This is a genomic window from Bacillus sp. TH13, assembly GCF_016651175.1.
In the GTDB taxonomy this organism is placed as follows: domain Bacteria; phylum Bacillota; class Bacilli; order Bacillales; family Bacillaceae_G; genus Bacillus_A; species Bacillus_A thuringiensis_S.
Map to the genome: position 1 here is coordinate 3,520,968 of NZ_JAEKEJ010000025.1, position 23,636 is coordinate 3,544,603.

The window sequence follows — 23,636 nt, forward strand, 5'->3', positions numbered from 1 at the left end:
GATTTGGCGTTAAAACCATTGAATGTTTTTATTGACGATAAATAATGTAAGCGTTATCATTAAGGTGTTAACAGTACATATAAAGGGGAGAATGTATATGTTAGTTCAAACTATATTCGGAATGGATAAGTCTAAAAAATTAGGGGAGTATGTGAACGCATTACAAGCACTTTGTGAACAATATAATGTTGAAACAGATAAAATTGCGATTATTGAGGCAACAGAGGAATACTATTTATTTTTAGTAAAGCAAGAAGAGCACTATGATGTTGTCAAGGTAGAAACAGTTGATACGAATATTGAATATTATACGAAAGCTTATAAAATAAGCAGTTTTAATCATACTGCTTATCAAATGTAAAAAAACTCCCCTTTGGGAGTTTTTTTAGGAGGCTTTTACTTCGTTAGATTCGGTTAGTAATGGAACTTTTTTCGTACCGCTTAACTTAGCGATTGCAAGGCCAATAAGAGCTCCTGCTAATGCTGGTATTAGCCAACCGATTCCTTCATTATATAAAGGGATAAATTCAAAATATGGTGTGATGAATGAAACTGAAATACCACCTTGTTTTAATCCATCAAATACGCTCACTACAGCTGCTCCGATTAAAGCACCTACATAAACAGAGCGATATCCACCGAAGTATTTATGAAGTAATGATAGTAGTACGAGTACAATCGCAATTGGATACACAACAAGTAGAATTGGAACAGAGATTGCGATAATTTTCGTTAAACCTAAGTTGGCAACTAATAATCCTAATGCGCAAATGATACTCGCGAATGTTTTGTATGAAAATGTAGTCAATAATGTTGAAAAATATTGGCTGCACGCAGATACGAGTCCAACGCATGTCGTTAAACAAGCGAGTGTAACGATAAGAGATAATAGAAGCAAACCGTATGGGCCGAATAATTGTTGTACGATAACAGTAAGTAGCTGTCCACCATTTTTTGCATATCCGAGAGAGACACTAGTTGTCCCAAGCCAGCCGAGTGCACCATATACAAGTACGAGTCCTGTAGCGGCAATAAGCCCTGCTTTTGCTGTGGCGATAGCAATGGACTTACGATCATTCACACCTTTAGAGCGAATTGCATTTACAACGATAATTCCAAATGCAAGTGCTGAAATGGTGTCCATTGTTAAGTACCCTTCCATAAAACCTTTGAAGATTGGAGAAGTTTGATACTCTTGCATAGCTGGTCCTGATTGCCCAAGTGGTGTAAAGACACTTTTAACAAACAATAAGAAAATTGAGAGTAATAAAATAGGTGTTAATATATTTCCAATACGATCGACAAGTTTAGATGGATTTAAACTCAGCCAAAATACGATAGTGAAGAATATGATTGTATATACAAATAGCACTAGGCTGCTAGAGCGGATTGTTTCTGGTAAGAAAGAACTAACACCCATTTCATAAGCAACATTTGCAACACGTGGGATGCCCATGGATGGACCGATGGCAATGTATACAACTACTGTAAAGAAAATTCCGAATAATGGATGAACATGACTTGCAAGTTGCTGCATCCCATTTCCTGATAGAGAAATTGCGATAACAGTAAGTAGTGGTAAGCCAACTCCTGTTAGTAAAAATCCAATCATTGCTGGCCAAAAGTTTTCACCTGCGTTTTGTCCGAGCATGGGAGGGAAAATTAAATTACCTGCCCCAAAAAATAAAGAAAATAGCATAAGACCCGTGAAAAAAATATGTTTTTTTGATACAGTGTTCATTGTTTTTCCTCCTTTTTTAAATTCATTTGTAAGAACACAAAAAACTCGTCCCTAAAGAAAGGGACGAGTTATATTTACCCGCGATACCACCCTAATTTACACATGTAGAAATAAATCTATATGTATACGGCTTTGCAACGTACAACATGATACGTGTTCCTTGTAACGGGGGACGGCCGGTAAGAACTTACTGTAACATTCGGTTCTACTTCTCGGAGATGATTTTCGGTTACGCACTGAACGTTGGCTTTCAGCAAATCGCCAACTCTCTGGGGAACAGTTCTATAACGTACTCGTTCTCGTCAATGAATTTTTATTCAAGTATTCTGACAGTATTGTTGCATGTTTTTTTTAGAAAGTCAATATGTTTTTTGAAAGATATATTTATATACAGAAATATCGAAAGTAATATTCGTTGTTGCAAAAGGAATAATGAATTGTAAAATGGGAGTAAAAATTTGTGGAGAATTGTAAAATTTATAGAGAAAGTTGATATTTATAGGAGTAAAGAAGGGATTATTTGAATTTACAGAGAATATTACAACAATCCACTTGCTGGAAAGAACAAACCAAAAGAGGTGACTGAAATGCTTGCGATGGGAGTATTATTTGGCATTATTGCTATAATTGGTTTTATGTGGTTATATTATTCGCGTTCGTTTAAACAAGCAGAAGTTTTACTCTTTCAAAAAGGTAGTTTGTTGACAAATCAGTCTAGATATTTAGTATGTCCGAAGTGTGGAAGTGCACAGGCCAGAAGTGGAGGATATCAAGAGTGTTGCAAAATTAGATTATGAAAGAAAGGAAGCCTCACATTATTTTGTGAGGCTTCCTTCCTTACAACTTCATGGCGCTCCAAATTGTCCATCGATCTCTTTCAATAATAGGAGAGACGTTTTGTAATGCGGTCTGTATATGTTGTAGAAGTTGAGAAAGTTCATCATCTGTTAACTCATATAGAATGGATCGACCTGTTCGAGGAGATAAATCTTGTAGCAATGCTTCTACAGAATCATGTATTTTTCGTACTTCCCATTGTGTTTGTGTGGGAAGCACGTGAAGAGAATGTTTTTGTAATTCTTTCTGTATCGTGTTGGTTTTTGGACGTCTTTTTGACTCTATTTCAATGAGTTTTGGAAATATAGAGAAAAAGTATCCACGAATGTGTTCGGGACTTCCTGGAACTGTACAATCTTCAATCGTTCGATCTTGTAAAATAAGTACACCGTTTTTATTTAATATACGAGAAGCTTCACATAAAAATGTAGGAATGTCTTGTAAATGATGAATAACTGCGCGCGAAATAACTATGTCGAATGTTTCATTAGGGTATGGGATATTATGTGCATTACCGTGGATGAAAGAAATATTTGGGAAATTGTTGCAATTTTCTTTTGCAGCTTGTAATATTTCTTTTGAAAAATCAAGTCCCACAACATTTTTGGCTCCCATAAGAGCAAGTTCTTTCGTATAAATTCCGCCACCGCAGCCAATATCAATTATTTGCTTGTTTTGTATGTCTGTAATGTTTTTTACCATTTCAGCCCAAGAAATATGAGCGTTTCTTGTTGCGTATGTGTATTTATTATTTGCATCATGAAAATTAATGGACATGATAAAGACCTCCTTTCAATGATTAGTATAACTTATTTAATAGGATGTCACGTTTTTGTTTTATGTATGAAGATTATAAGAATTTCTTATCGTAAAAGGAGGATTAATTTGAAAGGGAAATATGTATTGTTGTTATTTGTTATGTTACTAGCAGCTTGTGGTCAAGCTGAGCAAAAACAAGAAACAAAAAAAGTAGAAGAGACGGTGAATGAAGTGAAAGAAACAATAGGGGTAACCGTTATACAAAAAAAACATAAAGAGAAAAAGTTGCAGGAATCAGAAGCGAAGTTAGTAATAGACATTTTGGATAAAGCTGAGAAACAAGAAATAACCGGAAGCTTCGGTGAACCTGAATATGAAATACAAATTAGTAGAGAGGGGAAAAAAGAAACTTATTATGCATGGTTAAGGGGAGAAGATAGACGAGGATGGGTGCAATATAAGAAAGTTATGTATATGTTGAATGAAAAAGATACGGAAAAGCTTTTGGGTATATTTCCAAATGTTTCAGAACAAAAAGAAGATGAGATGCAGGTAGGTCCTTTAACGGAGGTAACAAAAAAAGATTTGCAGATTACCGCGTTTCATATTAAAGCAGGCGATCAAAACGTGAATTATATGGTACGGTATACGATTTCACAATCACTATACAACAAGTTAGTGAAGGAACAAGAATATTATTTGCAACTCACTTTCCCAGAAAAAGTTCAAAAATTAATTGGAGCAAAAGAGAGTGAAATGATTTTAGGTGAAAAAGTAAAGGAAGGGTATAAGCAATATGAATTGCATGCTACTGTGCAGGTAAAAGGCGCTTCAGAATCACAATTAAAATCATTAGAAACATATTACGAAAAGTATGATTTAAAAATATTAAACAGTGAAAAAGAAAAAATAGGTGTGTTTCAAAATATAATTCAAATCGTTAAAGAGTATGGTGAAAAAATGAATTTCCAAAGATAAAGTGAGAATTTAATCGGCGGGGGCTGCTCATTTCTCATTGATTAATAGTCTTTGCCAATTCGGCGTTGACTCTCACTTAACTTCGTTGTTTCGACTGAATTTTGGGGTAAGGCCCTTATTGGCTGTAACTGAATTGTAAATTCTATATAGCCTTTCCTAGGAAATGATAATAGAGAGGGGAGAAGAACACCCTCTCTATTATTTTGCTTTTGCAGATGGCTCATTCATTGATTTTCGTGTAATAAGAAATGAAATCATAAGAGCGGAAAGAATGATAAGAGTGATAAGTAAGTGATTTGGCAACCAATCTAATAATAATACATAGCTCACTGTATAAAAAATAAGAGTTGAAGCTAAAAAGGATAAAACACTTATTATGAGAGATTGTAAATTCATTCGTATATACCTCCTTTATTTATATTTTTGGCTAAAAATGGATTAAATAAACATTATTTCTAACAATAGAAAAAAATATGTCATAATAAAGAGGAGAATAATTTTTGATGAGCTTGTATGACTCGTTACAGGGGGTTAAAGGAGAGAGAGATGAAAAATAATAAAAAAGGATTATGGGGAATTATTGTTGCCATAGGATTATTTTTACTGTCTAAGTTAAAGTGGGTATTTGCAATTTTTAAATTAGCAAAGTTTTCAACGGTATTTAGTATGTTTCTATCGCTTGGCGCATACGCAGTTCTATATGGTTGGAAATTTGGGGTGGCGCTCATTTATTTGTTGTTTGTTCATGAAATGGGCCATTTATGGGCTGCGAAAAGAAAAGGGATCCCAACATCGCCAGCAATCTTTATCCCATTTATGGGGGCTCTTATTGGAATGAAAGAGATGCCGAAAAATGCAAAAGATGAAGCTTACATTGCCTATATGGGTCCGCTTTTCGGACTTCTGTCATTTTTACCAGCGATACCGCTTTACATAATGACGAAAGAACCATTTTGGGCGCTTGTTATTTTGCTTGGAAGTATGATTAATTTCTTTAATTTAATTCCCGTTTCGCCGCTAGATGGTGGGCGAATTATTTCAGTTGTCAGCACTAAAATTTGGGGAGCAGGCCTTATTTTATTACTTGGCTATTCAATTTACTTTAAAAGTATTTTGGGAGGATTTATTGTTATTATCGGTTGTATGGAATTATATAGAGTGATAAAGAGAGATGAGCCGATTAAGGAATTAGGGCATAAAATTGATGGGATGAAAGAATATGTTGCTAGGCTTGAAGAGGAATTAAAAGAAACGGGTGCTGTACATCGGACTATATACATGATGCACCATGAGATGAATGCATTAAGACAAAGAGAACGGGAAAAAGAGTTACAAATAGGTGAACTTCAAAAAATGGAAGTGTTAGAGTATCTTTTACCGAAGTTCGAACCGTTAGATTATGTTCCATATGAAGATGAAAAAGATGAGTATACAATTCACATAAGGGAAGCATTTGAAGCGTCAGAAAGAAAATTAAATGAATGGAAAATAGAAAAGGAACAACAAGAAAACTATTATAAAGTGGATGCGAAAACGAAATGGACAGTATTTGCTTGTTATATCGGATTAATGGCTATACTCGGTTACACAGCTTATGAAGGATATATTGTTTTACAAGAACATTTGCCAACGAGAAATGTATAGAAAAATATTGTCGAAATGATAGGAAGAATTTATACAGGAAGTATATTTCTACGAGAGAATGTTACAAGTATAGCCATACATTGTAATATCTTTAGTAGAGAAGGAGTTCTGTATATGAAGAAATTGTTACGTGTATTCGGGATTATTATCGTAATGATCATTGCGAGTTACAGTCTTATGAAAGTGCTGTTACATTATGCGAATAAGCCTGCTGAGGTAAATACAATAGCTCAAGTAGAAGATGTGCAAGAAGAGACAAAAGTTCTAGATTTTATTCGAATGACACATGAAAGCTATAATAATTTCTTAAATTACGGTAAAGCAGAGAATTATACAGACGGGGATTGGAATCAATTTAAGCAATGGTTTCAACAACAAGAACCATCTTTAAAAAATATACATACGGAAATAAAGAATGAAAAAATAAAACGCGATGTAAATAGAAGCTATGAAATTGTAAAAAAAGGTGTGGAACTTCAAAATATTGAGTATGTAGTGTATGCCCACCGTGTATATCATGACTTGGATATTATCGTAAATAAATATAGGGGTGAAACGAATATCTGGGGGTATACAGAGTTTGGCGAGGGGAAAGATATAAAAGTAATTGAACAAGCTATACAAACAAAATAATAAGCTAGCTAGAATTCTAGTTAGCTTATTTTCTTTTGTAAGTACAATGTTCATATATTATTCACAAAAACAACGTGTTAATAGTGATTAAAATCACAATCTGCATTATAAGATTCAGTTAAACTAAAAACAGTTAAGGACATAGAGGAGTGGGATACAATGTTAAGTGCAAAAACAATTGAAATCGTAAAGTCAACAGTACCATTATTACAAGAAAAAGGCGTTGAAATTACAACGAGATTTTATCAAATTTTATTTTCAGAACATCCGGAGTTATTGAATATTTTCAACCATACGAATCAGAAAAAGGGAAGACAACAACAAGCGTTAGCGAATGCTGTTTATGCAGCTGCAACGTACATTGATAATTTAGAAGCAATTATTCCAGTTGTAAAACAAATTGGTCATAAGCATAGAAGTTTAGGTATTAAAGCTGAGCATTATCCGATTGTAGGTACATGTTTACTACGTGCCATTAAAGAGGTCGCAGGTGCACCTGATGAAGTTTTAAATGCATGGGGAGAAGCATATGGTGTCATTGCTGATGCATTTATTAGCATTGAAGCAGAGATGTATGAAGAAGCTGCACATAAAGAAGGTGGATGGAAAGACTTCCGCAACTTTGTGATTGTTAAAAAAGTGAAGGAAAGCGATGTTATTACGTCATTTTATTTGAAACCTGAAGATGGAGGGAAAGTTTCTTCATTCATCCCAGGTCAATATGTAACGGTTCAAATCAATATTGAAGGTGAGACATATACACATAATCGTCAATACAGTTTATCCGATGCACTTGGGAAAGAATATTATCGTATTAGTGTAAAGAAAGAAAAAGGTGTAGATACACCAGACGGTAAAGTGTCTAATTACTTACATGAACATGTAAAAGAAGGAGATGTTTTACCAGTAAGTGCACCAGCGGGTGATTTCGTGTTAAATATGGATTCAACATTACCAGTTGTACTAATTAGTGGTGGAGTAGGGATTACACCGATGATGAGTATGTTAAATACGTTAATTGAACAAGATTCAAAACGTAATGTATATTTTATTCATGCAGCAATAAATAGTAATACACATGCAATGAAAGAACACGTTAAGGCAGTAGAAAATGAATATGAACAAGTTAAAGCATATACTTGTTATTCTGCACCGACTGAAAAAGATTTAGAAATGAAGAACTTTGATAAAGAAGGTTTCGTTGAAAGCGAATGGTTAAAAACTATTATTCCGACAACTGAAGCAGAATTTTATTTCTGTGGTCCAGTAGCATTTATGAAACATATAAATGCTTCACTAACTGATTTAGGTGTGAAACAAGAGCATATTCATTATGAATTTTTCGGCCCAGCAACAAGCTTACAATAAGACGGATGAGAATAAACAAAAAAACGAGGTATTTATTTTACCTCGTTTTTTATTTGTTCTCGTAATAAACGGTTAACTGTTTCACGGCGTATGCCTATCAGTTGACCAATTTCAGTTTGTGTTAATATTTCATATATAGGAATGTCACCTAAATATAATGTGAACCATTCTTGTAAACGATGAAGACGTTCTTTCGGAGAGACAGTTGTCAATTGATCAATTCGTTGTTGCATCATTCTTAATTTAGATTGCAATTGCATAGCGATGTTGGCATACGATTCGGGATTTGCTTGAAGTCTCTCGTACCATTCACTACTAGTGATCGGTTCCACTTCTGTCTTTATTAAAGCGATAGCTGTACCGTGATATTCTTTCGGTGAAATTAAAGAATGATGAGGTATCGTTTCACCTGGAACGATAATGTTGAATAAAAATGGTGTTCCGTCTTCTTCTAGCCGAACTACTTTTAATAAGCCTGTTTTTATAAAGTATAAAGGACCGTCCTCGCCTTGACGGAATAGTACATCTCCTTTGTGTAGAATCAATGTTAGCCCCCCATTAATATGTTTCTATTTCTTCTATTTTAGCGTATATGTATATAGACAATATGCTATTTCAACAGCAATTTCATTGACGAAATGTATGCTATTACAGTAGTATACTATTTAGTGTGTAATAGTACTAGCAATGAATACGCTGTAGGGGGTTTAGTATATTGTTAGATGCGATGAGAATGACGGATATGAGAATTCCGGCGAATGCTATCATTCATGTAGAAGAGATGAAAGGTGGAGTCGTTTTATCCGTTGAAGTAGACGGCCAAATTATTTATACGATGGCTTATGATGAAGAAACAGATAGTTATGCTGAATTATATGATCGAAACGATAAGAGGGCGTGCCAAGTACATGAAGACTTTATGGGATGGTCACTTCTTCACTAAAAAAGATGTCAATATGACATCTTTTTTTATTAAATCGATAGAATATACAAAGAAATGAAATATAAGGATAAAATTTGTAATAATTGATTTTGCATTGTTAGCACTCTGTAACTGCAAGTGAACTATTTTTTCGCTATCATAAAGATAACAGTCGCAGTTATAGGAGTGGTCAACTTGAAGAAAGTACATATTTCAAATTATATGTTATTAAGTGTTTGTTTAATTTTATTTGTTCTCCTCGGAGGATTTTTATATTCATGTGTATAAGAAAAACGCATTCTAAAAAGAATACGTTATAAAAGAGAAATAATGATTAATCTAGTTCCAAGAATAATTAACGTAATACGTAATAAATTAATTACGGCGTTACCACTCAGTTTTGTATTAATGTAAGCCCCGATTTTTCCGCCGATCCATGCACCAGGAATAAGGATTAATGCATAAATCCAGCTGACATTTCCAAGTGAGATGTGAGTTGCAGAACTTACAATTGCTGATAGAAATACGATGAACATTGAAGTTGCTACTGCAATATGTGCTGGGAATGCAAAAAGAAGCATCATTGCTGGAACAAGTAAGGCACCGCCACCAATTCCAAATAACCCAGATATAAACCCAACTATAAAGGCGATAAAGATAGCAAGAAACGGTGGGAATTGGTAGTGTACAGCATTTCCATCATTATCTGTAAAAGAACGCTTAATTACAGACGTATTTGAGAGGGAAAGAGGTTTTAATTTGTCTCGAAGCATAAGTAGAATTGAGACGAATATAAGGAAAATCCCAAAGTATAAAGAAAATGTGTCTTGGTTTAAAAATTTATTTGCCCATGATCCGATAATACCACCAGGGCCGCTTCCGATAAATAAAATAAGTCCGCTTTTATAATCTACTCGCTTATGCTTCATGTAAGTAAGGGTAGAAGATAGTCCTGTGAAAACGACTGTTACCATAGAAGTCCCTACTGCAAGTTGTGGTGATAAACTGTGTAATCCAATTAATAACGGAACAATAATAATTCCGCCTCCAAGTCCAACTAGGCTGCCGACTGTCCCGGCGATTAGTCCGATGAAAAGTAACATGATGTATTCCAAAATTGCCAACTCCTCTAAATAACTTATCCACCAATTATTATACACGCTTTTTAATGAGAAATAGGCTTGTTCACAAAAAAGTCGTCTTCCTAGAAAAATAAGGAAGACGACTTTTGATTAGAAAACAAAATGTAATAGGTAGTAAAACAGAGCAGCTAAAGAAGCTGAAATAGGAAGTGTAATAACCCATGTAATTAACATACGTTTTGCAGTTCCCCATTTTACCCCTTTCACACGGTGAGAAGCACCAACCCCTAAAATAGAAGAAGAGATAACGTGCGTCGTACTAACCGGTAAGTGAATGAATGTTGCACCGAAAATAACAAGTGATGATGATAAATCGGCAGCTACACCATTTACAGGACGAATTTTCATAATTTGTCCACCGACAGTTTTAATAATTTTCCATCCACCGACAGAAGTACCAAGCCCCATTGCGATAGCACAAGATAATTGTACCCAGAACGGGATATCGCTAGAAGTATGATAGTTATTAGCCATAAGAGCCATCGTAATGATTCCCATTGCTTTTTGTGCATCATTCGTACCGTGTGTATAGGCTTGTAATGCTGCAGTGAAAATCTGGAATATACGGAAGTTTTTATTCGTTTTCGTTAAGTTAAAGTTTTTAAAGACCACTTTAAAAATACTGTAAACGATATAACCAATAACGAAAGCGATAATTGGTGAAATGATTAAAGCTTCAAGAATTTTAATGAATCCTTTAAGGTTTAATGAGCTAATACCAGCAGCAGCAATGGCTGCACCTGCGATTGAGCCAATAATTGCATGCGAAGAACTACTTGGGATACCGTAGTACCAAGTAATTAAGTTCCATGCTATCGCCGCAAGCAAAGCAGCTAAAATTACAAGAGAACCATTTTGTAAAGCAAATGGGTCAACGATATCTTTTGTAATCGTTTTTGCTACACCTGTAAATGTCATTGCACCTAAAAAGTTCATAATAGCTGCCATAATAATTGCATGTCTAGGCTTTAGAGCTTTCGTTGAAACAGCCGTTGCAATAGCGTTTGCTGTATCGTGAAATCCATTGATAAAGTCAAAAGCTAAAGCGCAAATGACTACTAAAACGGTCAGTATCAAGAGTGTATCCATGATCAAACTCCTTACGCGTTCTTCATAATAATTGTTTCTAATACGTTTGCAACGCTTTGACAGCTATCAGCTACTTCTTCAAGCTCTTCGTAAATCTCTTTAAATTGAATAATCTTAATCGGATCTTTTTCACGAGAGAATAAGTGCTTAATCGCATGACGACGAATATCATCGCATTGTGATTCGTAATCCTTAATCTTAATCGCGTTCGTACGAATGTCGACTAACTTCTTTTTAGACAGTAGTTCAACAGAGTTTGCAATCTCAATCGCACATTGATTAATTGCTTCCACGAATTTAATCATGTATTCATCAGCTTCTGTAATAGAATACATTTCGAACAGACCAGCACTGTGATCTAATCCGTCTAATACATCATCCATACTCATTGCAAGTTGTAGGATGTCCTCACGTTCAATTGGAGTAATAAACGCTTTGTTTAGCTCCATAATGATTTCGTGAATAAATGAGTCACCTTTTGACTCATACTCTTTCATGCGCATAGAAAACTCTTTTAAATCGCTAGCATTTTTAATTTTATACTCCACGAAAAACTGCGCGCCTTCTTTTAAATTTTCGGAAACATTCATTAACATTTCAGAAAATTTATCTTTTTTTGATTTAAAGACCATTATTGTTACCCCCACAAAAGTAATATATGTAAAATATATTGGCTAATCAATTCTAACAAAAAACTGTCGTTTTTTAAAACATTTTATCGAAAAGTTTACAAAAACTTAACATAACTCTCGTTGTTCTATTAATAATATTAATATCCAATAGTGAATATCTTACTTGTAGAATGTCCTTTTCTTGCAAAAAGTATGAATGTAAAAGAAAAGCTTTACACTATAGGAATGACTACGTTATTATAGTAAATTTAAAAGGCGGTATATTCTTCCTTTTAAAAAGAAGAGTGTAAATAAATGAAGGAAGTGAACGAATGAAATTGAAGAACACTCATTTTAAAAAAATGCTTGAGTGGTTCAATAAGAGGAAGAAACTTCGTAATTCATTAATTGTATTGGGAAGTGTACTCGTTACTCTATTTATTGCTATAAATATAATAATATCCATTCAAGACATATCTGAATTAAAACAAGCTGTTCCACAACCGACTTTAATTTATGATGCAAATAATGAGGTCGCAACTAAATTAGCTTCTTCGAAAACAGAAGGTGTTAAAAGAAAAGATATTCCTGATATTATGGTTCAGGCAGTTGTTGCAGTAGAAGATAAGGGTTTTTTTAACCATCATGGTATTTATTATAGTGGAATTATAAGTGCAGTTTTTAAAAATATTACAGCAGGAGAAGTTGTAGCAGGGGGAAGTACAATTACACAGCAGCTTGCAAAGAATGTATTTCTGACACAAGATCGTACATTTTCTCGTAAAATAAAGGAATACTTTTTAACCAAAAAAATAGAACGTACTTATACAAAAGATGAAATTATTGAAATGTATATGAATCAAATTTATTTTGGGGAAGGTGCTTGGGGAATAAAGAGGGCAGCTAAATCTTATTTTGATAAAGAGGTAAAAGATTTATCAATTTCAGAAGCTGCAACGATTGCAGGTTTAATTAAAGCGCCGTCTGCGTATTCGCCTTATAAAAACTTTAATAAATCAATTGAACGACGTAATGTCGTATTAAGTTTAATGAAGGAACAAGGATATATTTCTGAAGAGCAATACAATAAAGAAAAAGAGTCAGGCCTTGTATTAAAACGTGGGGTTGATGATAAATACAAAGGTAAATACTCCCAATATGTAGACTATATAGTTAGAGAAGCGATGGATAAGTATGAATTAACACAAAATGAAATTTTAGCAGGTGGTTATCGTATTTATACAGAGCTTGATCCGAAAAAACAACAAGCTGTAGAAGATGTTGTGAATAATGATAGTTATTTCAAAGATAGTGGCTCAGATCAACTTATGCAAACGGGTGTAGTCCTTATAAATCCAAAAACAGGCGGTGTTCCAGCTTTAGTTGGAGGTAGAGGACCATATCAGTTTTTACAATTTAATCATGCTACGCAATTAAAAAGACAGCCAGGTTCAACATTAAAGCCTCTAGCTGTATATGTACCCGCTTTAGAACAAGGGTATGAAGTATACGATATATTAAAAGATGAACCATTTCATATTAAAGAATATGAACCGAAAAATAGTGATCAGGCCTTTCATGGTAATGTGACAATGTATGAAGCGGTAGCAAAGTCGTATAATGTTTCCGCTGTGTGGCTATTAGAACAAATAGGATTAGATAAAGGATTGAAATCTTTAGAGCGATTTGGTATTCCGTTAGTACCAGAAGACCGTACGTATCCAATTGCTTTAGGTGGGATGCATGTAGGGACATCACCATTTGTAATGGCCCAAGCATATAGTACATTTGCTAATGATGGGGTTCAAGTAGAGGCTCATGCAATTAGAGAAGTTCAAAATGCTGAAGGGGAAATAATAGGGAAATGGTATAAGAAAGAGACACGAGTGACGAGTGAGAAAATTGCTCAAAAGATGACGTATTTATTAAAAGGTGTTGTAGAAAAGGGAACAGGTGGAAAAGCGAAAGTTACTAATGTTGATACAGCAGGGAAGACAGGGACTACTCAACTTGTAAATGGCCCGAGCGTAGGGGCAAAGGACTCGTGGTTTGTAGGATACACACCAGATTTAGTAGGTGCAATTTGGGTAGGATATGACAAAACAGATAGCGAGCATTATGTTCCAGGTGGTAGCCAAATTACAACGACGATGTTCCGGGATATCATGAAAAAAGCAAATGCAAACCCAGCCCAAAAAGCGTTCCAATTGTCGTTAATATCTGAGGCGGACTATAAAAAACAATTGCAAACAATTGAAGAAGAAAAGCGAAGAAAAGAAGAAGAAAAGAAAAGGCAAGAAGAAGAACAAAAAAGGAAAAAAGAACAGCAAGAGTGGTTTAATAAAGTAAAAGAGTGGATTCCATCGTTATGGTAAAAAAAAGAGGCGAATTTCGTTATTCGCCTCTTTCTCATGTGAAAAATGAAGTGAGCTCATAATTAGTGAGGTAAATGCTACTATTCATTAAGAGTAATGTTCGTACTGCCAAAGGATTGAGAATCGTATGTGATGATTATTGTTCCTTTACTAATCGGTTCGTATGGTAATTCTTCTTCATAACTACCATTATTTTCATTATGGATAGACAGCGTGATTTCATCAATTCCTTTATTTGTATACTGATCTTTAATCGTTTCAGTAATTTGAAGTAGAGTTTCGTAACTAGAAGCTTTCGTAATAAGCATTCCTTTTATAACTTTTTTTTCATTATTTGTGGAATTGGAATAAAGGATGTTGTTTTGTTTCGTATACAAAAGTGTGTATGGAACTGTTTTTCTCTCTGCTTTTGAAATAGTAGAATATTTTAGAGTTAAAAAAAACCCTACACATAAAATAATGCATATCATAAGAGCAATCCAAATGCGTATCGGTGACATAACTCTCATTTTTCATCCCTCTTTCATATCTTTGACTTCATTATTTATCATACAAAATGAGGATTAAGATAGAGTAAATCTGAGGTAAAGAAACGTAAAGAAGGAGCACTTATCCTCCCAAACAAGTGCTCCTTTTTATTAAAAGAGAGATTTAATAGACAATCAAAATCACACCTATTACTTATAAATGTGTTTAGTCCTCCCAAAATATTATCGGAAATTGTGGTTAGTAAATTCGGAAGACAGATAGTGTCGCAGTTGTATCGCCCGTGTTAGGAATAGAAATAGTATTTGCTGTAGGTTGTACAGAAATCGTTGTACCAGCTTGTAAAGTAACGATTGTAGAGAAAGAAACAGCACTACCGATAACATTAGTTGAAAAATTACGAGTAGGTGGTTGGCCATTGAATGAAATACCGAATCCAAACGGTGAAGGGCCTGGGAAAGTTGTAGATGCCGAGAAACTAATATCATATACGCCTGTTTCTAAAACTGTTAAAGTATCTGTAGTGTCATTAAAATTAATATTATTTATTTCAAAAACTCGATTGAATTGGATATTCATTCCAGGTGATATTGTTTGAGCATTGGAGTTTCCTATTGCAGCTATAATTACCGGAATCGGAGTACCCGCTGGTCCAGTAGCGCCTCCACCTAGGAACCAGATCCATATTGAACTAAGACAGCTTGAATAGCTTGGCCGAGAGCTTGAAGAAGTCTAACAAATTATTTAAGTTCGGACTTAGAGATGTTGATATAACTACAAGCTCTTACTTCGCAACAATCATTACCATAAAATACTTTCCCTTTATTTTTGTTGTTTATCTTTTCATTCCTTTCTTTCATAGAATAAATAGTCGTTACTATATATTAAAATGAAATTTAAATTAAATTCGTGATGGACAAACTACTATTTCTCAAAAAATAAGAAGTTTACCTACCTAACACGAACAATAAAGAAGTAGAGAAAAATCTATATGTTTTAAAGAGATCAAATTAGCATAAAAAACTCCCTTTAATTGTTAGAGTGTGCTTAACAATTAAAGGGAGTTAATAGGACAGCATTATCATTTTATAAGTTAATTGCTTCACGATTTACTTTAGGTAAAATCGGAATAGAAATAGTGAAGGTTGTACCGTCTGGAGCACTAGTCATTTTGAGCGTACCGTTATGATTTTGGATGATTTTTTTTGTTACTGATAAGCCTAGTCCTGTCCCCGAATCCTTCGTTGAGAAGAATGGATCAAAGATATATTCTTGAATAGCTAGAGGAATACCAACTCCATTGTCTGTGAAAGTAATCCGAACGAAGTTATCTAGGCGATAACTAGTGATTTGAATAGAAAGAGGCTTTTCGCCTTGAGCATCGACGGCATTTTGAAATAGGTTTAAAAATACTTGAACAAGTTCATGTCGATCAATATTGACTAAAATATCATCTAATTCATTAGAAAAGTTATAATCAATTGAAATGTTATGCAAGAAGACTTCACTAGCTAGTAACTGTTGAATATAGTCGCATAAAAATGTATTAATAGGAAACGGTTCTCTTGTAAATTCACGTGTTTTTGAAATGGCTAAAAATTTTGTGATAATACTATTTGCACGATCTAATTCAGGGATAAGTAAGCTTTTAAATAACTCTTTATTTGATGGAGAAACACTTTCTTGTAAAAATTGTAAGTATCCTCGTACTGTCGTAAGAGGGTTTCGTACCTCGTGTGCAATTCCGGCTGCGATTCGTCCTGCTAACGAAAACTTCTCTGCATCACGCTCTGTGTTTAAATAATGAAAGACACTAATAACCCTAAAAATCTCCCCGTTATAATCGCGAATAATTCGGTTGTTTATAATGCCATAGTTTTTGTCTAAAACTTCTTCATTATATATTTCTGTTCCCGTTCTTAATGTTTCAATCGCTTTAATTTTTTCTTCCGGCAAGTTTAGTAATTGTTGAATCGGTTTTCCGATAATATCATTTCGTATTACACCGAAATCATCTGCGGCAACTTGATTACATAAAGTAATATTCCCTTTACTATCGACAAAGGTTACATGATGTGAAAAGGCATCAAAAATATGTACAAAGTGTTTTTCAAGTTGTTCAAATAAAAATAATGAATCACAAGTAAGTTGAAAATGAGCCTCTTTATTCTCTTTTGGTATTTCTTGAATGGAATGAGTTGTTCTAGTTTTCTTTATTTGTAAACCAATATGTGGATTTTTGTATGTGAAATGATGTGGTAATTGATTTACAAGTTCTTCATAAAAACGCACTTTATTTTCTAGTTCTTCAATTCGTTTTTCATGAGATACAGTAGCATCGTTTGGAAGCATAAATAAATAACCCCTCATTTTAAAAATTCTTCCATATAGTATATCATATTTTAATAAGGATACTCTTAAAGAAAGGGCTACTTAATGAAATTGATTAGCCAAAGTGTTTGGGGAGTGAATAGAAGATAAAGTTAAAAAGGGAGGAATATATGTGCTGTTCATTGGAGTGACAGGATGGGGAGATCATGATTCTTTATACATAGATTCCTATGAAAATAGAAATAAATTACGAACATATAGTGAGTATTTTCCTATTGTGGAAGTGGATAGTTCATTTTACGCGATGCAACCTGCACGAAATTATATAAAATGGGCAATGGAAACGCCGAAAGATTTTTCTTTTGTCGTAAAAGCGTATCAAGGAATGACAGGACATATGAAAGGGGAAATTCCTTTTTCTACGTTTGATGAGATGTTTGATGTGTATAAGCAGTCTATTCTTCCTTTAATAGAAGCTAATAAATTAAAAACAATTTTATTTCAATATCCACCATGGTTTGATTGCAAAAAGAAAAATGTAGATTTTCTTCGATATACGAAAGAAAAAATGGAAGGTTTACCATGTGCAATAGAATTTCGAAATCAAACATGGTTTTATCCAGAAATGAGAGATAAGACGTTACAGTTTCTAGAACAGGAGAAATGGGTTCATACAATTTGTGATGAACCACAGGCTGGGATAGGTTCTGTGCCACTCGTATTAGAGGTTACGAATTCAAACATGGCATTAATACGTTTTCACGGTCGAAATGTTCATGGTTGGGTTGATAAAGGGGAAAATTGGAGAGCGGTCCGTTGTTTATATCGCTACAACAATAAAGAACTGGAAGAATGGGTTGAACGACTAGAGCAATTAAAAAAGAAAACAAAGGATATATACGTACTGTTTAACAACAATTCAGGTGGGGATGCAGCAGATAATGCGAAACAGCTTATGAAAATGATGAACATTACATATGGTGAGCCGAAGCCGGAGCAATTAAATTTTTTTGAATGATAATAAACAAGAAAGGCACTGTACAAACAGGGGGAATGTACAGTGCCTTTCTATATGAAAAAGAGGGGTAACAATGTTACTGAGCGTTTGGTTGATTCATCAATTGTTGGCTTCATAATAAATGATAATGGTTATCATTATCATTGTCAATGGTTTTTCTAAAAATATATAAAAAACTTTGTATATTTTAAATAGAGATAAAAAAAGAACAGCATTAATGCTGTTCTTTTCCAGGCTGTGGAGAAAGTCTTCTCCACAGCCTGTTTTTGTGTCTTTACCTCTTTTTATGTGTCAACACTGATAAAAAGAGGTAAAGGAGAGATTTTTTATGATGGGTGCTTTAAAAAATCATCGTGATGAACGTGTATCTGTTTCTGTAGAAGAGTTGGTTCCACAAGATCATTTCCTTCGTGCGATCGAAGCGACAATTAGTTTTGATTTTATTGAAGAGAAGTTACGCCCTTATTACTGTGAAAACAATGGACGTCCGTCAATCCATCCTATCGTTTTATTTAAAATGATGTTTATTGGATATTTTTACGGTATTCGTTCGGAGCGTCAATTGGAAAAAGAGATTAAAACGAATATCGCCTACCGTTGGTTTTTAGGGTTTTCTCTATCAGATACTATTCCAGATCATTCTACAATCAGTTGGAATCGTCGTACTCGCTTTATTCATACAAATATTTTCGAAGAAATTTTTGATGAGATCGTGAGGCAAGCGACAGAGCACCGGATGGTGGGAGGACGTGCGCTGATGACAGATTCTACGCACATTAAGGCCAATGCTAATAAAAATAAGTTTGTACATAAATATAAAAAAGAAAAGGCAAAGTTTTATATAGATGAACTAGAAGCTGCGGTAATTGAAGATCGTGAGGTACACGAAAAAAAGAATTAAAACCTAGAAAGGAAAGTGATACTCCCACTAAAAAAACTCGTATAAGTACTACGGATTCAGATAGTGGATTTTTAATGAGAGATGGAAAACCGAACGGTTTTCATTTCTTAGACCATCGTACGACTGATGCGAAGTACAATATTATTACAGATACTTATGTAACGGCTGGAAATATGGCAGATTCCGAGCCATATTTAGCACGTCTACAAGCTCAAATTGATAAATTCGGATTTAAAGTGGAAGCTGTAGCTCTTGATGCAGGCTATTTTACAGGGTATATCTGTAAGAAATTATCGGAGAGAAATATATTTATGGTGATGGGGTATCGCCGATTTGGAAAACGAAATAAAGAAGTACCAAAAAGCCAATTTAAATATGTAGAAGAAATGAATGCATTTGCTTGTCCGATGGGGTGTATTTTAGAGTATGCGACAACGGATCGTGAAGGATATCGTCACTATAAATCCAACCCAGAAGACTGCGCTGTTTGTCCGCTACGTGAGGTATGTTTTTCAAAGAAACAAAAACAAAAAGTTATCACTCATCATATATGGGAGAAATATAAGGATATCGCTAGAAAAAACAAACTAACAGTTACAGGGAAAAAGTTGTACAAAGTACGCTGTTCAACTATAGAGCGAAGCTTTGCGGACGCCAAAGAACTACATGGCTATCGATATGCTCGATTTCGGGGGCTGAAGTCTGTCCAAATGCAGGCTTATCTTACCGCAACTTGTCAAAACATGAAAAAAATAGCCCTCCATCTGACCAAAAAAGGTCTGGTGGAGGGCTATTTTTTTGAAACTCTATTATTTTATGTTGTTTTTATTCGCTAAAATCAAAATGATTCCAGAGTGTGGGGAACCCTAAAGGGTTTCCCAACACTCTGAAAAAGAACAGCATTAATGCTGTTCTTTTCCGTTGACGAATTGTTGTAAATCAAAAGGAGTTATCGCCTGGATAAATTCTTTTGAGATAAGTGTTTGCACGAGAGTGCTCTCAGAGATAGAAGCACCTGTTTTCTTTTCGTAAGCTTGTTTTAATAAATCAAGTTTTTCAGCCGTTTCTTTTGGTAATTCAATTGTAAGTGTGTTCATAATTTCTCCCCCTTATTATTAGAGTACCACTACAGTATAGGAGAGACAAGAAAAGAGAATATGAAATATAAAAAAGGTTACCAAATTTTCAAATGGTAACCTTTTTTATGTATAAGAGTTATTAAGCAATACCGATATACTTTAAAGTTTTTGATGGAGTACTGTGATCAAAGAAGTGTTGTAAAAATGCAATATCAACACCTGATTTGTATGCACAATAACCCCAAGTTTTTCGAAGTGTATGTGAGCTAATCCCTTCTAATCCAACTTCTTTTGCAGCTTTGTTTAAAATGTACCATGCATGTTGTCTCGTAATAGATTTTGTTCCTTTTTGAGATTTTAACAATGGTTCATTACGTTTCCAAGTTTTACGTTCTTTCATGTAGTCTTCGATTGCGTGCTGTAAGTCTTCATTTACAGCAAACCATTTATGTTTCTTCACTTTTTCATTGTAAAATAAAATGGAATGGCGAACATTTTCATTTTCATCGATTACATCACTAACTTTTAATTGTAAGATTTCACTTACTTTTAAGCCAGAATTTACAGCTAATACGAATAATAAGCCATCACGTTTCGAAGATTGTAAAAGTATATTTTTGATAGTTTCTAATTGTTTTTCATTTTGAATAGGTTGTCCTGCTTGTTTCATTTCACGCACTCTCCTCTTTTATATGTGTAAAGGAAAGGATTAACTTGTTTCTTACTATAAAGGGAAAGTGTGAATTTCATGTGAACTCCTAGTGAAATTAAGACAAATTATTTGACTTCTTTTACTTTTTGTAAATTGAAATAGAATACAACACTGTTAGTCGTATTATACACACCGTACTCGGCATGATGGAGGTCTAGAATGTTTTTTACAATAGATAATCCGAGACCGGTACCTCCGGTGTGACGGCTACGTGATGCATCCAGGCGATAGAAGCGATCCCAAATTTTTTCAAGACTTTCTTCAGGGATAGGGTTTCCTGTATTTTCGATTTCGATTTTTACGGTATCTTCTGCTTCTATAATGGAGACTTGTATTTTTTCTCCATCCGGCGTATAGCGGATTGCATTACTTAGTAAGTTCACAACTACTTGCTCAATACGGCTACGATTTGCTTTAACAAGTATAGAAGGGTCTGCATCGACGTTCACTTGTAGATGCTTTTCTTCCATGCTAAATAATAATTTTGTATAGACTTGTTGCGTTAATTCACCAATTGAGAACGTCGTCATATCTAGTTTGTAAGTACCAGATTCTAACTTTGCTAATTCTAACATTTCAACAATCAGCCTGTTCATATTTTCTGTTTCTTCTAAAATAACATCAGTATAATACGAAGTATCCTTACTAACACCATCTTTAATACCTTCTGCAAAACTTCTAATTACACTCAGTGGTGTTTTTAATTCGTGTGATACGCCAGAAATGAATTCTTTTCTTGTTTTCTCTAATTGACGTTCACGTTCAATGTCTTGTTGTAACTTTGTATTGGCAACATTTAATCGATCGATTCGATCTTTTAAATTTACAGATAATGTATTGATACTGCCGGAAAGCCCACCAATTTCATCGTCGGCTGTAACAGGTAATTTCTCGCTGAAATCAAAATTAGCCATTTTTTTTGTAACACGATTCATTTTAATTAATGGCTTAACAATGATTTTTGAGTAGTAGAAGGATAATAAAATAATAACGAGAAACACGATGATTAAGGCATAAACATAATAGTCTTTTAAAACTAGCATCGCTTCATTAACGGGTTGTAAAGATGCTATCGCAAAAGCATATTCTGTAATCTTTCCGTCTTCTATAATCGGCTTTACAAAGATACTATTTTTTATATTTTCGCCGCCATCTAATATGAAAGTGTTTAATTGGTTCGAGTTAGAAGTGCCATCTCTAATAATATCTGCAAAATATTGAACGGCTTGTAATGTTTCAATATCATTTGCAAGACGAACCTCAGCTTTTGATGGGAGCTGTAACTTAGTTATAACACCTGTAAAGACGATGCGAGTTGTAGATTTGTAGCGGCTTGCAAGTCTATTCTTAGAAGGATTACCATTAATTGACTGAAAATCCGAATAGAAATGTTCGTTTTGCCATTGATTATAATTCGTTCCTAATTTTTGTGGTGTAATTATATTATTCTCTTGTACGACTCCATCAACATTAATTATTACATCTTTTTTTAAACCTAAATTTTCGAATTTATTATATTCTTCTGGTGTTAAAAGGTTATTGAGTGGAATGGAATACTGTTTATTATTATTGGGATTAAATACATCGATATAGTAATTGTTATCACTTTTAATAATACCGTTAGAATCCAAAAACTGCATATCGGCATTTGTTTTATCATGAAATTCTTGTTTTAGTTTCCTAACTTTCTCATAACTTTTATCACTTTTGTCATAATTATCTACGAATTTTTCAAAAGCAGTTTGAACTGTTTTTACTTTTTTATTAATATAAAATTTCTCTAAAAATAGAGATTGTCCTAGGAAAAAAGTAGGAATATGATTGTAAATAAAGTTGATGTTAATAAAAATAGTTTAAAGACGATACTTCTGTTTTTCACTGCGTCACCTCTTATGAGAAATACTGTAAATGATTTCTTTATCCCGCTTTAACAGGCAATAAGACTCCCACTTCAAAATTCGGCGAATACAAGGGAGTTAGGTGGGAGATCAACTGTCCGTAAAAGCCTGATTGGTTCAACTAATAATCAGTGGGGGATGGAAAAAACCACTGATTAAAGTTTCACTTTATTATAACAAACGTTACAATAAAGTAGAGGGGAGAAATCTGTCTCTTTATAAAATAGTTATTTATAAAAAGTCACATAAAAAGAACTCGCCAGACGTATGACAAGTTCTTTAGTGTATTATTGTTGAATTGCTGCATCTAAAGCGATTTCAATCATTTCGTTAAATGTAGTTTGACGCTCTTCAGATGTTGTTTCTTCGCCAGTGAAGATGTGATCGCTAACTGTTAATACAGATAATGCATTTACACCGTATTTCGCTGCTAATGTATAAAGAGCAGTTGTTTCCATTTCTACTGCTAATACACCGTAATCTCCAAGTTTTTTAACCATGTCCATGCTTTCGCGATAAAACACATCTGCTGTTAAAACGTTACCGACACGAACGTGTAATCCTTTTTCAGTTCCAGCATCGTAAGCTTTCTTTAAAAGATCAAAGTTTGCAGCTGGTGCGAAATCAAATCCTGGGAATGTTAAACGGTTCATATTAGAATCAGTACAAGCCGTCATTGCGATAATAACATCACGAACTTTTACATCTTTTTGAATTGCACCGCAAGTGCCAACGCGAATTAAATTTTTAACTCCGTAGCTTTGGATTAATTCGTTTACATAAATAGAAATAGAAGGAACACCCATACCTGTACCTTGAACAGATACACGTTTTCCTTTATAAGTTCCAGTAAAACCTAACATACCACGTACGTTATTATAGCAAGTAACATCCTCTAGAAATGTTTCAGCGATATATTTTGCACGTAATGGATCACCTGGTAATAGAATAGATTCAGCGATTTCGCCTTGTTTTGCTTCGATATGTACACTCATGAAAAGTCCTCCTTATAATGTATTGATAGAAATCAATATCATTTGCATTATACACTACGAATCCTTTCAATTAAAATCTTTTTATTATTTGTAATATGTGCAAAATAGGAGGATTTC

At 34.1% G+C, this 23,636-nt stretch carries 22 protein-coding genes, 2 pseudogenes and 1 other annotated feature; of the genes and pseudogenes, 10 read left to right on the forward strand and 14 right to left on the reverse strand.

What is annotated here, in order from left to right; genetic code table 11:
• The first annotated feature begins 22 nt into the window (after positions 1–22).
• Positions 23–361 (forward strand): DUF3922 domain-containing protein, encoded by a 339-nt coding sequence (locus JFU02_RS26700; RefSeq protein WP_140337705.1) that lies wholly within the window; start codon positions 23–25, stop codon positions 359–361.
• A 24-nt stretch (positions 362–385) separates the two neighbouring features.
• Here JFU02_RS26700 and brnQ3 read toward each other — a convergent pair whose 3' ends face one another.
• Entirely contained in the window at positions 386–1,741 is a 1,356-nt protein-coding gene (gene brnQ3, locus JFU02_RS26705; RefSeq protein WP_061666717.1) for a branched-chain amino acid transport system II carrier protein BrnQ3, read from the reverse strand.
• 56 nt (positions 1,742–1,797) lie between these two features.
• Positions 1,798–2,056, reverse strand: a binding site (T-box leader).
• Positions 2,057–2,328: 272 nt separating this feature from the next.
• On the opposite strand from brnQ3, the gene JFU02_RS26710 reads away from it, so the two are divergent.
• Complete coding sequence (locus JFU02_RS26710) at positions 2,329–2,538, forward strand: hypothetical protein (protein ID WP_000880630.1); 210 nt, start codon at positions 2,329–2,331, stop codon at positions 2,536–2,538.
• Between the two features lie 40 nt (positions 2,539–2,578).
• Here JFU02_RS26710 and JFU02_RS26715 read toward each other — a convergent pair whose 3' ends face one another.
• Positions 2,579–3,355 (reverse strand): class I SAM-dependent methyltransferase, encoded by a 777-nt coding sequence (locus tag JFU02_RS26715; protein WP_000026264.1) that lies wholly within the window; start codon positions 3,353–3,355, stop codon positions 2,579–2,581.
• Between the two features lie 108 nt (positions 3,356–3,463).
• On the opposite strand from JFU02_RS26715, the gene JFU02_RS26720 reads away from it, so the two are divergent.
• Entirely contained in the window at positions 3,464–4,315 is an 852-nt protein-coding gene (locus JFU02_RS26720) for a YhfM domain-containing protein (protein ID WP_061666715.1), read from the forward strand.
• Positions 4,316–4,513: 198 nt separating this feature from the next.
• Here JFU02_RS26720 and JFU02_RS26725 read toward each other — a convergent pair whose 3' ends face one another.
• Positions 4,514–4,711, reverse strand: a complete 198-nt coding sequence (locus JFU02_RS26725) for a hypothetical protein (RefSeq protein WP_001053359.1) — start codon at positions 4,709–4,711, stop codon at positions 4,514–4,516.
• 150 nt (positions 4,712–4,861) lie between these two features.
• On the opposite strand from JFU02_RS26725, the gene JFU02_RS26730 reads away from it, so the two are divergent.
• From JFU02_RS26730 to hmpA, 3 genes are all read left to right on the forward strand, one after another.
• Positions 4,862–5,959 (forward strand): site-2 protease family protein, encoded by a 1,098-nt coding sequence (locus JFU02_RS26730; RefSeq protein WP_061666714.1) that lies wholly within the window; start codon positions 4,862–4,864, stop codon positions 5,957–5,959.
• 114 nt (positions 5,960–6,073) lie between these two features.
• Positions 6,074–6,592 carry a hypothetical protein gene (locus tag JFU02_RS26735; RefSeq protein WP_000735433.1) on the forward strand — a complete coding sequence of 173 codons (519 nt, stop codon included), beginning with the start codon at positions 6,074–6,076 and terminating at the stop codon, positions 6,590–6,592.
• A 159-nt stretch (positions 6,593–6,751) separates the two neighbouring features.
• The gene (hmpA, locus tag JFU02_RS26740; protein ID WP_061666713.1) at positions 6,752–7,960 is read left to right on the forward strand and encodes an NO-inducible flavohemoprotein; all 1,209 of its coding nucleotides are present in this window, start codon (positions 6,752–6,754) and stop codon (positions 7,958–7,960) included.
• A 32-nt stretch (positions 7,961–7,992) separates the two neighbouring features.
• Here the strand turns inward: hmpA and JFU02_RS26745 are convergent, their stop codons facing one another.
• On the reverse strand, positions 7,993–8,505 hold the full coding sequence (locus JFU02_RS26745; RefSeq protein WP_000600585.1) for a Crp/Fnr family transcriptional regulator: 513 nt from the start codon (positions 8,503–8,505) through the stop codon (positions 7,993–7,995).
• 170 nt (positions 8,506–8,675) lie between these two features.
• Between JFU02_RS26745 and JFU02_RS26750 the strand changes: the two genes are divergently transcribed.
• Positions 8,676–8,903, forward strand: a complete 228-nt coding sequence (locus JFU02_RS26750) for a hypothetical protein (RefSeq protein ID WP_000883009.1) — start codon at positions 8,676–8,678, stop codon at positions 8,901–8,903.
• A 293-nt stretch (positions 8,904–9,196) separates the two neighbouring features.
• On the opposite strand, the gene JFU02_RS26755 is transcribed toward JFU02_RS26750, so the two are convergent.
• The 3 genes from JFU02_RS26755 to JFU02_RS26765 all read right to left on the reverse strand — a co-directional run bounded on the left by JFU02_RS26755 (position 9,197) and on the right by JFU02_RS26765 (position 11,745).
• Positions 9,197–9,997, reverse strand: coding sequence for a sulfite exporter TauE/SafE family protein (locus JFU02_RS26755; RefSeq protein WP_000455760.1), 801 nt, complete (start codon positions 9,995–9,997; stop codon positions 9,197–9,199).
• A gap of 117 nt (positions 9,998–10,114) precedes the next feature.
• Entirely contained in the window at positions 10,115–11,113 is a 999-nt protein-coding gene (locus JFU02_RS26760; RefSeq protein WP_000380276.1) for an inorganic phosphate transporter, read from the reverse strand.
• Between the two features lie 11 nt (positions 11,114–11,124).
• Positions 11,125–11,745, reverse strand: a complete 621-nt coding sequence (locus tag JFU02_RS26765; protein ID WP_000231445.1) for a DUF47 domain-containing protein — start codon at positions 11,743–11,745, stop codon at positions 11,125–11,127.
• 311 nt (positions 11,746–12,056) lie between these two features.
• Between JFU02_RS26765 and JFU02_RS26770 the strand changes: the two genes are divergently transcribed.
• Positions 12,057–14,099 carry a transglycosylase domain-containing protein gene (locus JFU02_RS26770; RefSeq protein ID WP_061666712.1) on the forward strand — a complete coding sequence of 681 codons (2,043 nt, stop codon included), beginning with the start codon at positions 12,057–12,059 and terminating at the stop codon, positions 14,097–14,099.
• An 80-nt stretch (positions 14,100–14,179) separates the two neighbouring features.
• Here JFU02_RS26770 and JFU02_RS26775 read toward each other — a convergent pair whose 3' ends face one another.
• The 3 genes and pseudogenes from JFU02_RS26775 to JFU02_RS26785 form a co-directional block, all read right to left on the reverse strand.
• Positions 14,180–14,608, reverse strand: a complete 429-nt coding sequence (locus JFU02_RS26775) for a hypothetical protein (RefSeq protein ID WP_001265586.1) — start codon at positions 14,606–14,608, stop codon at positions 14,180–14,182.
• Positions 14,609–14,825: 217 nt separating this feature from the next.
• Positions 14,826–15,445, reverse strand: a pseudogene (locus JFU02_RS26780) (Gly-Xaa-Xaa repeat protein).
• 226 nt (positions 15,446–15,671) lie between these two features.
• Entirely contained in the window at positions 15,672–16,937 is a 1,266-nt protein-coding gene (locus JFU02_RS26785) for an ATP-binding protein (RefSeq protein ID WP_061666710.1), read from the reverse strand.
• 151 nt (positions 16,938–17,088) lie between these two features.
• Here JFU02_RS26785 and JFU02_RS26790 point away from each other — a divergent pair, with 151 nt between their 5' ends.
• On the forward strand, positions 17,089–17,934 hold the full coding sequence (locus JFU02_RS26790; RefSeq protein WP_086406014.1) for a DUF72 domain-containing protein: 846 nt from the start codon (positions 17,089–17,091) through the stop codon (positions 17,932–17,934).
• Between the two features lie 328 nt (positions 17,935–18,262).
• Positions 18,263–19,671, forward strand: a protein-coding gene (locus JFU02_RS26795) for an IS1182 family transposase (protein ID WP_201071899.1) whose coding sequence is annotated in 2 segments (ribosomal slippage) — positions 18,263–18,821 and positions 18,821–19,671 — 1,410 coding nt in all. Because the reading frame shifts where the segments join, the coding sequence is not laid out codon by codon here.
• A 66-nt stretch (positions 19,672–19,737) separates the two neighbouring features.
• On the opposite strand, the gene JFU02_RS26800 is transcribed toward JFU02_RS26795, so the two are convergent.
• The 4 genes and pseudogenes from JFU02_RS26800 to deoD all read right to left on the reverse strand — a co-directional run bounded on the left by JFU02_RS26800 (position 19,738) and on the right by deoD (position 23,519).
• The gene (locus tag JFU02_RS26800; protein WP_001094860.1) at positions 19,738–19,932 is read right to left on the reverse strand and encodes a DUF3924 domain-containing protein; all 195 of its coding nucleotides are present in this window, start codon (positions 19,930–19,932) and stop codon (positions 19,738–19,740) included.
• A gap of 121 nt (positions 19,933–20,053) precedes the next feature.
• On the reverse strand, positions 20,054–20,584 hold the full coding sequence (locus tag JFU02_RS26805) for a tyrosine-type recombinase/integrase (protein WP_000806236.1): 531 nt from the start codon (positions 20,582–20,584) through the stop codon (positions 20,054–20,056).
• 107 nt (positions 20,585–20,691) lie between these two features.
• Positions 20,692–22,505: pseudogene (locus JFU02_RS26810) on the reverse strand (sensor histidine kinase).
• Between the two features lie 306 nt (positions 22,506–22,811).
• A complete protein-coding gene (deoD, locus tag JFU02_RS26815; protein ID WP_000110707.1) occupies positions 22,812–23,519 on the reverse strand; it encodes a purine-nucleoside phosphorylase in 708 nt (235 codons plus the stop codon).
• Positions 23,520–23,636: the final 117 nt, after the last annotated feature.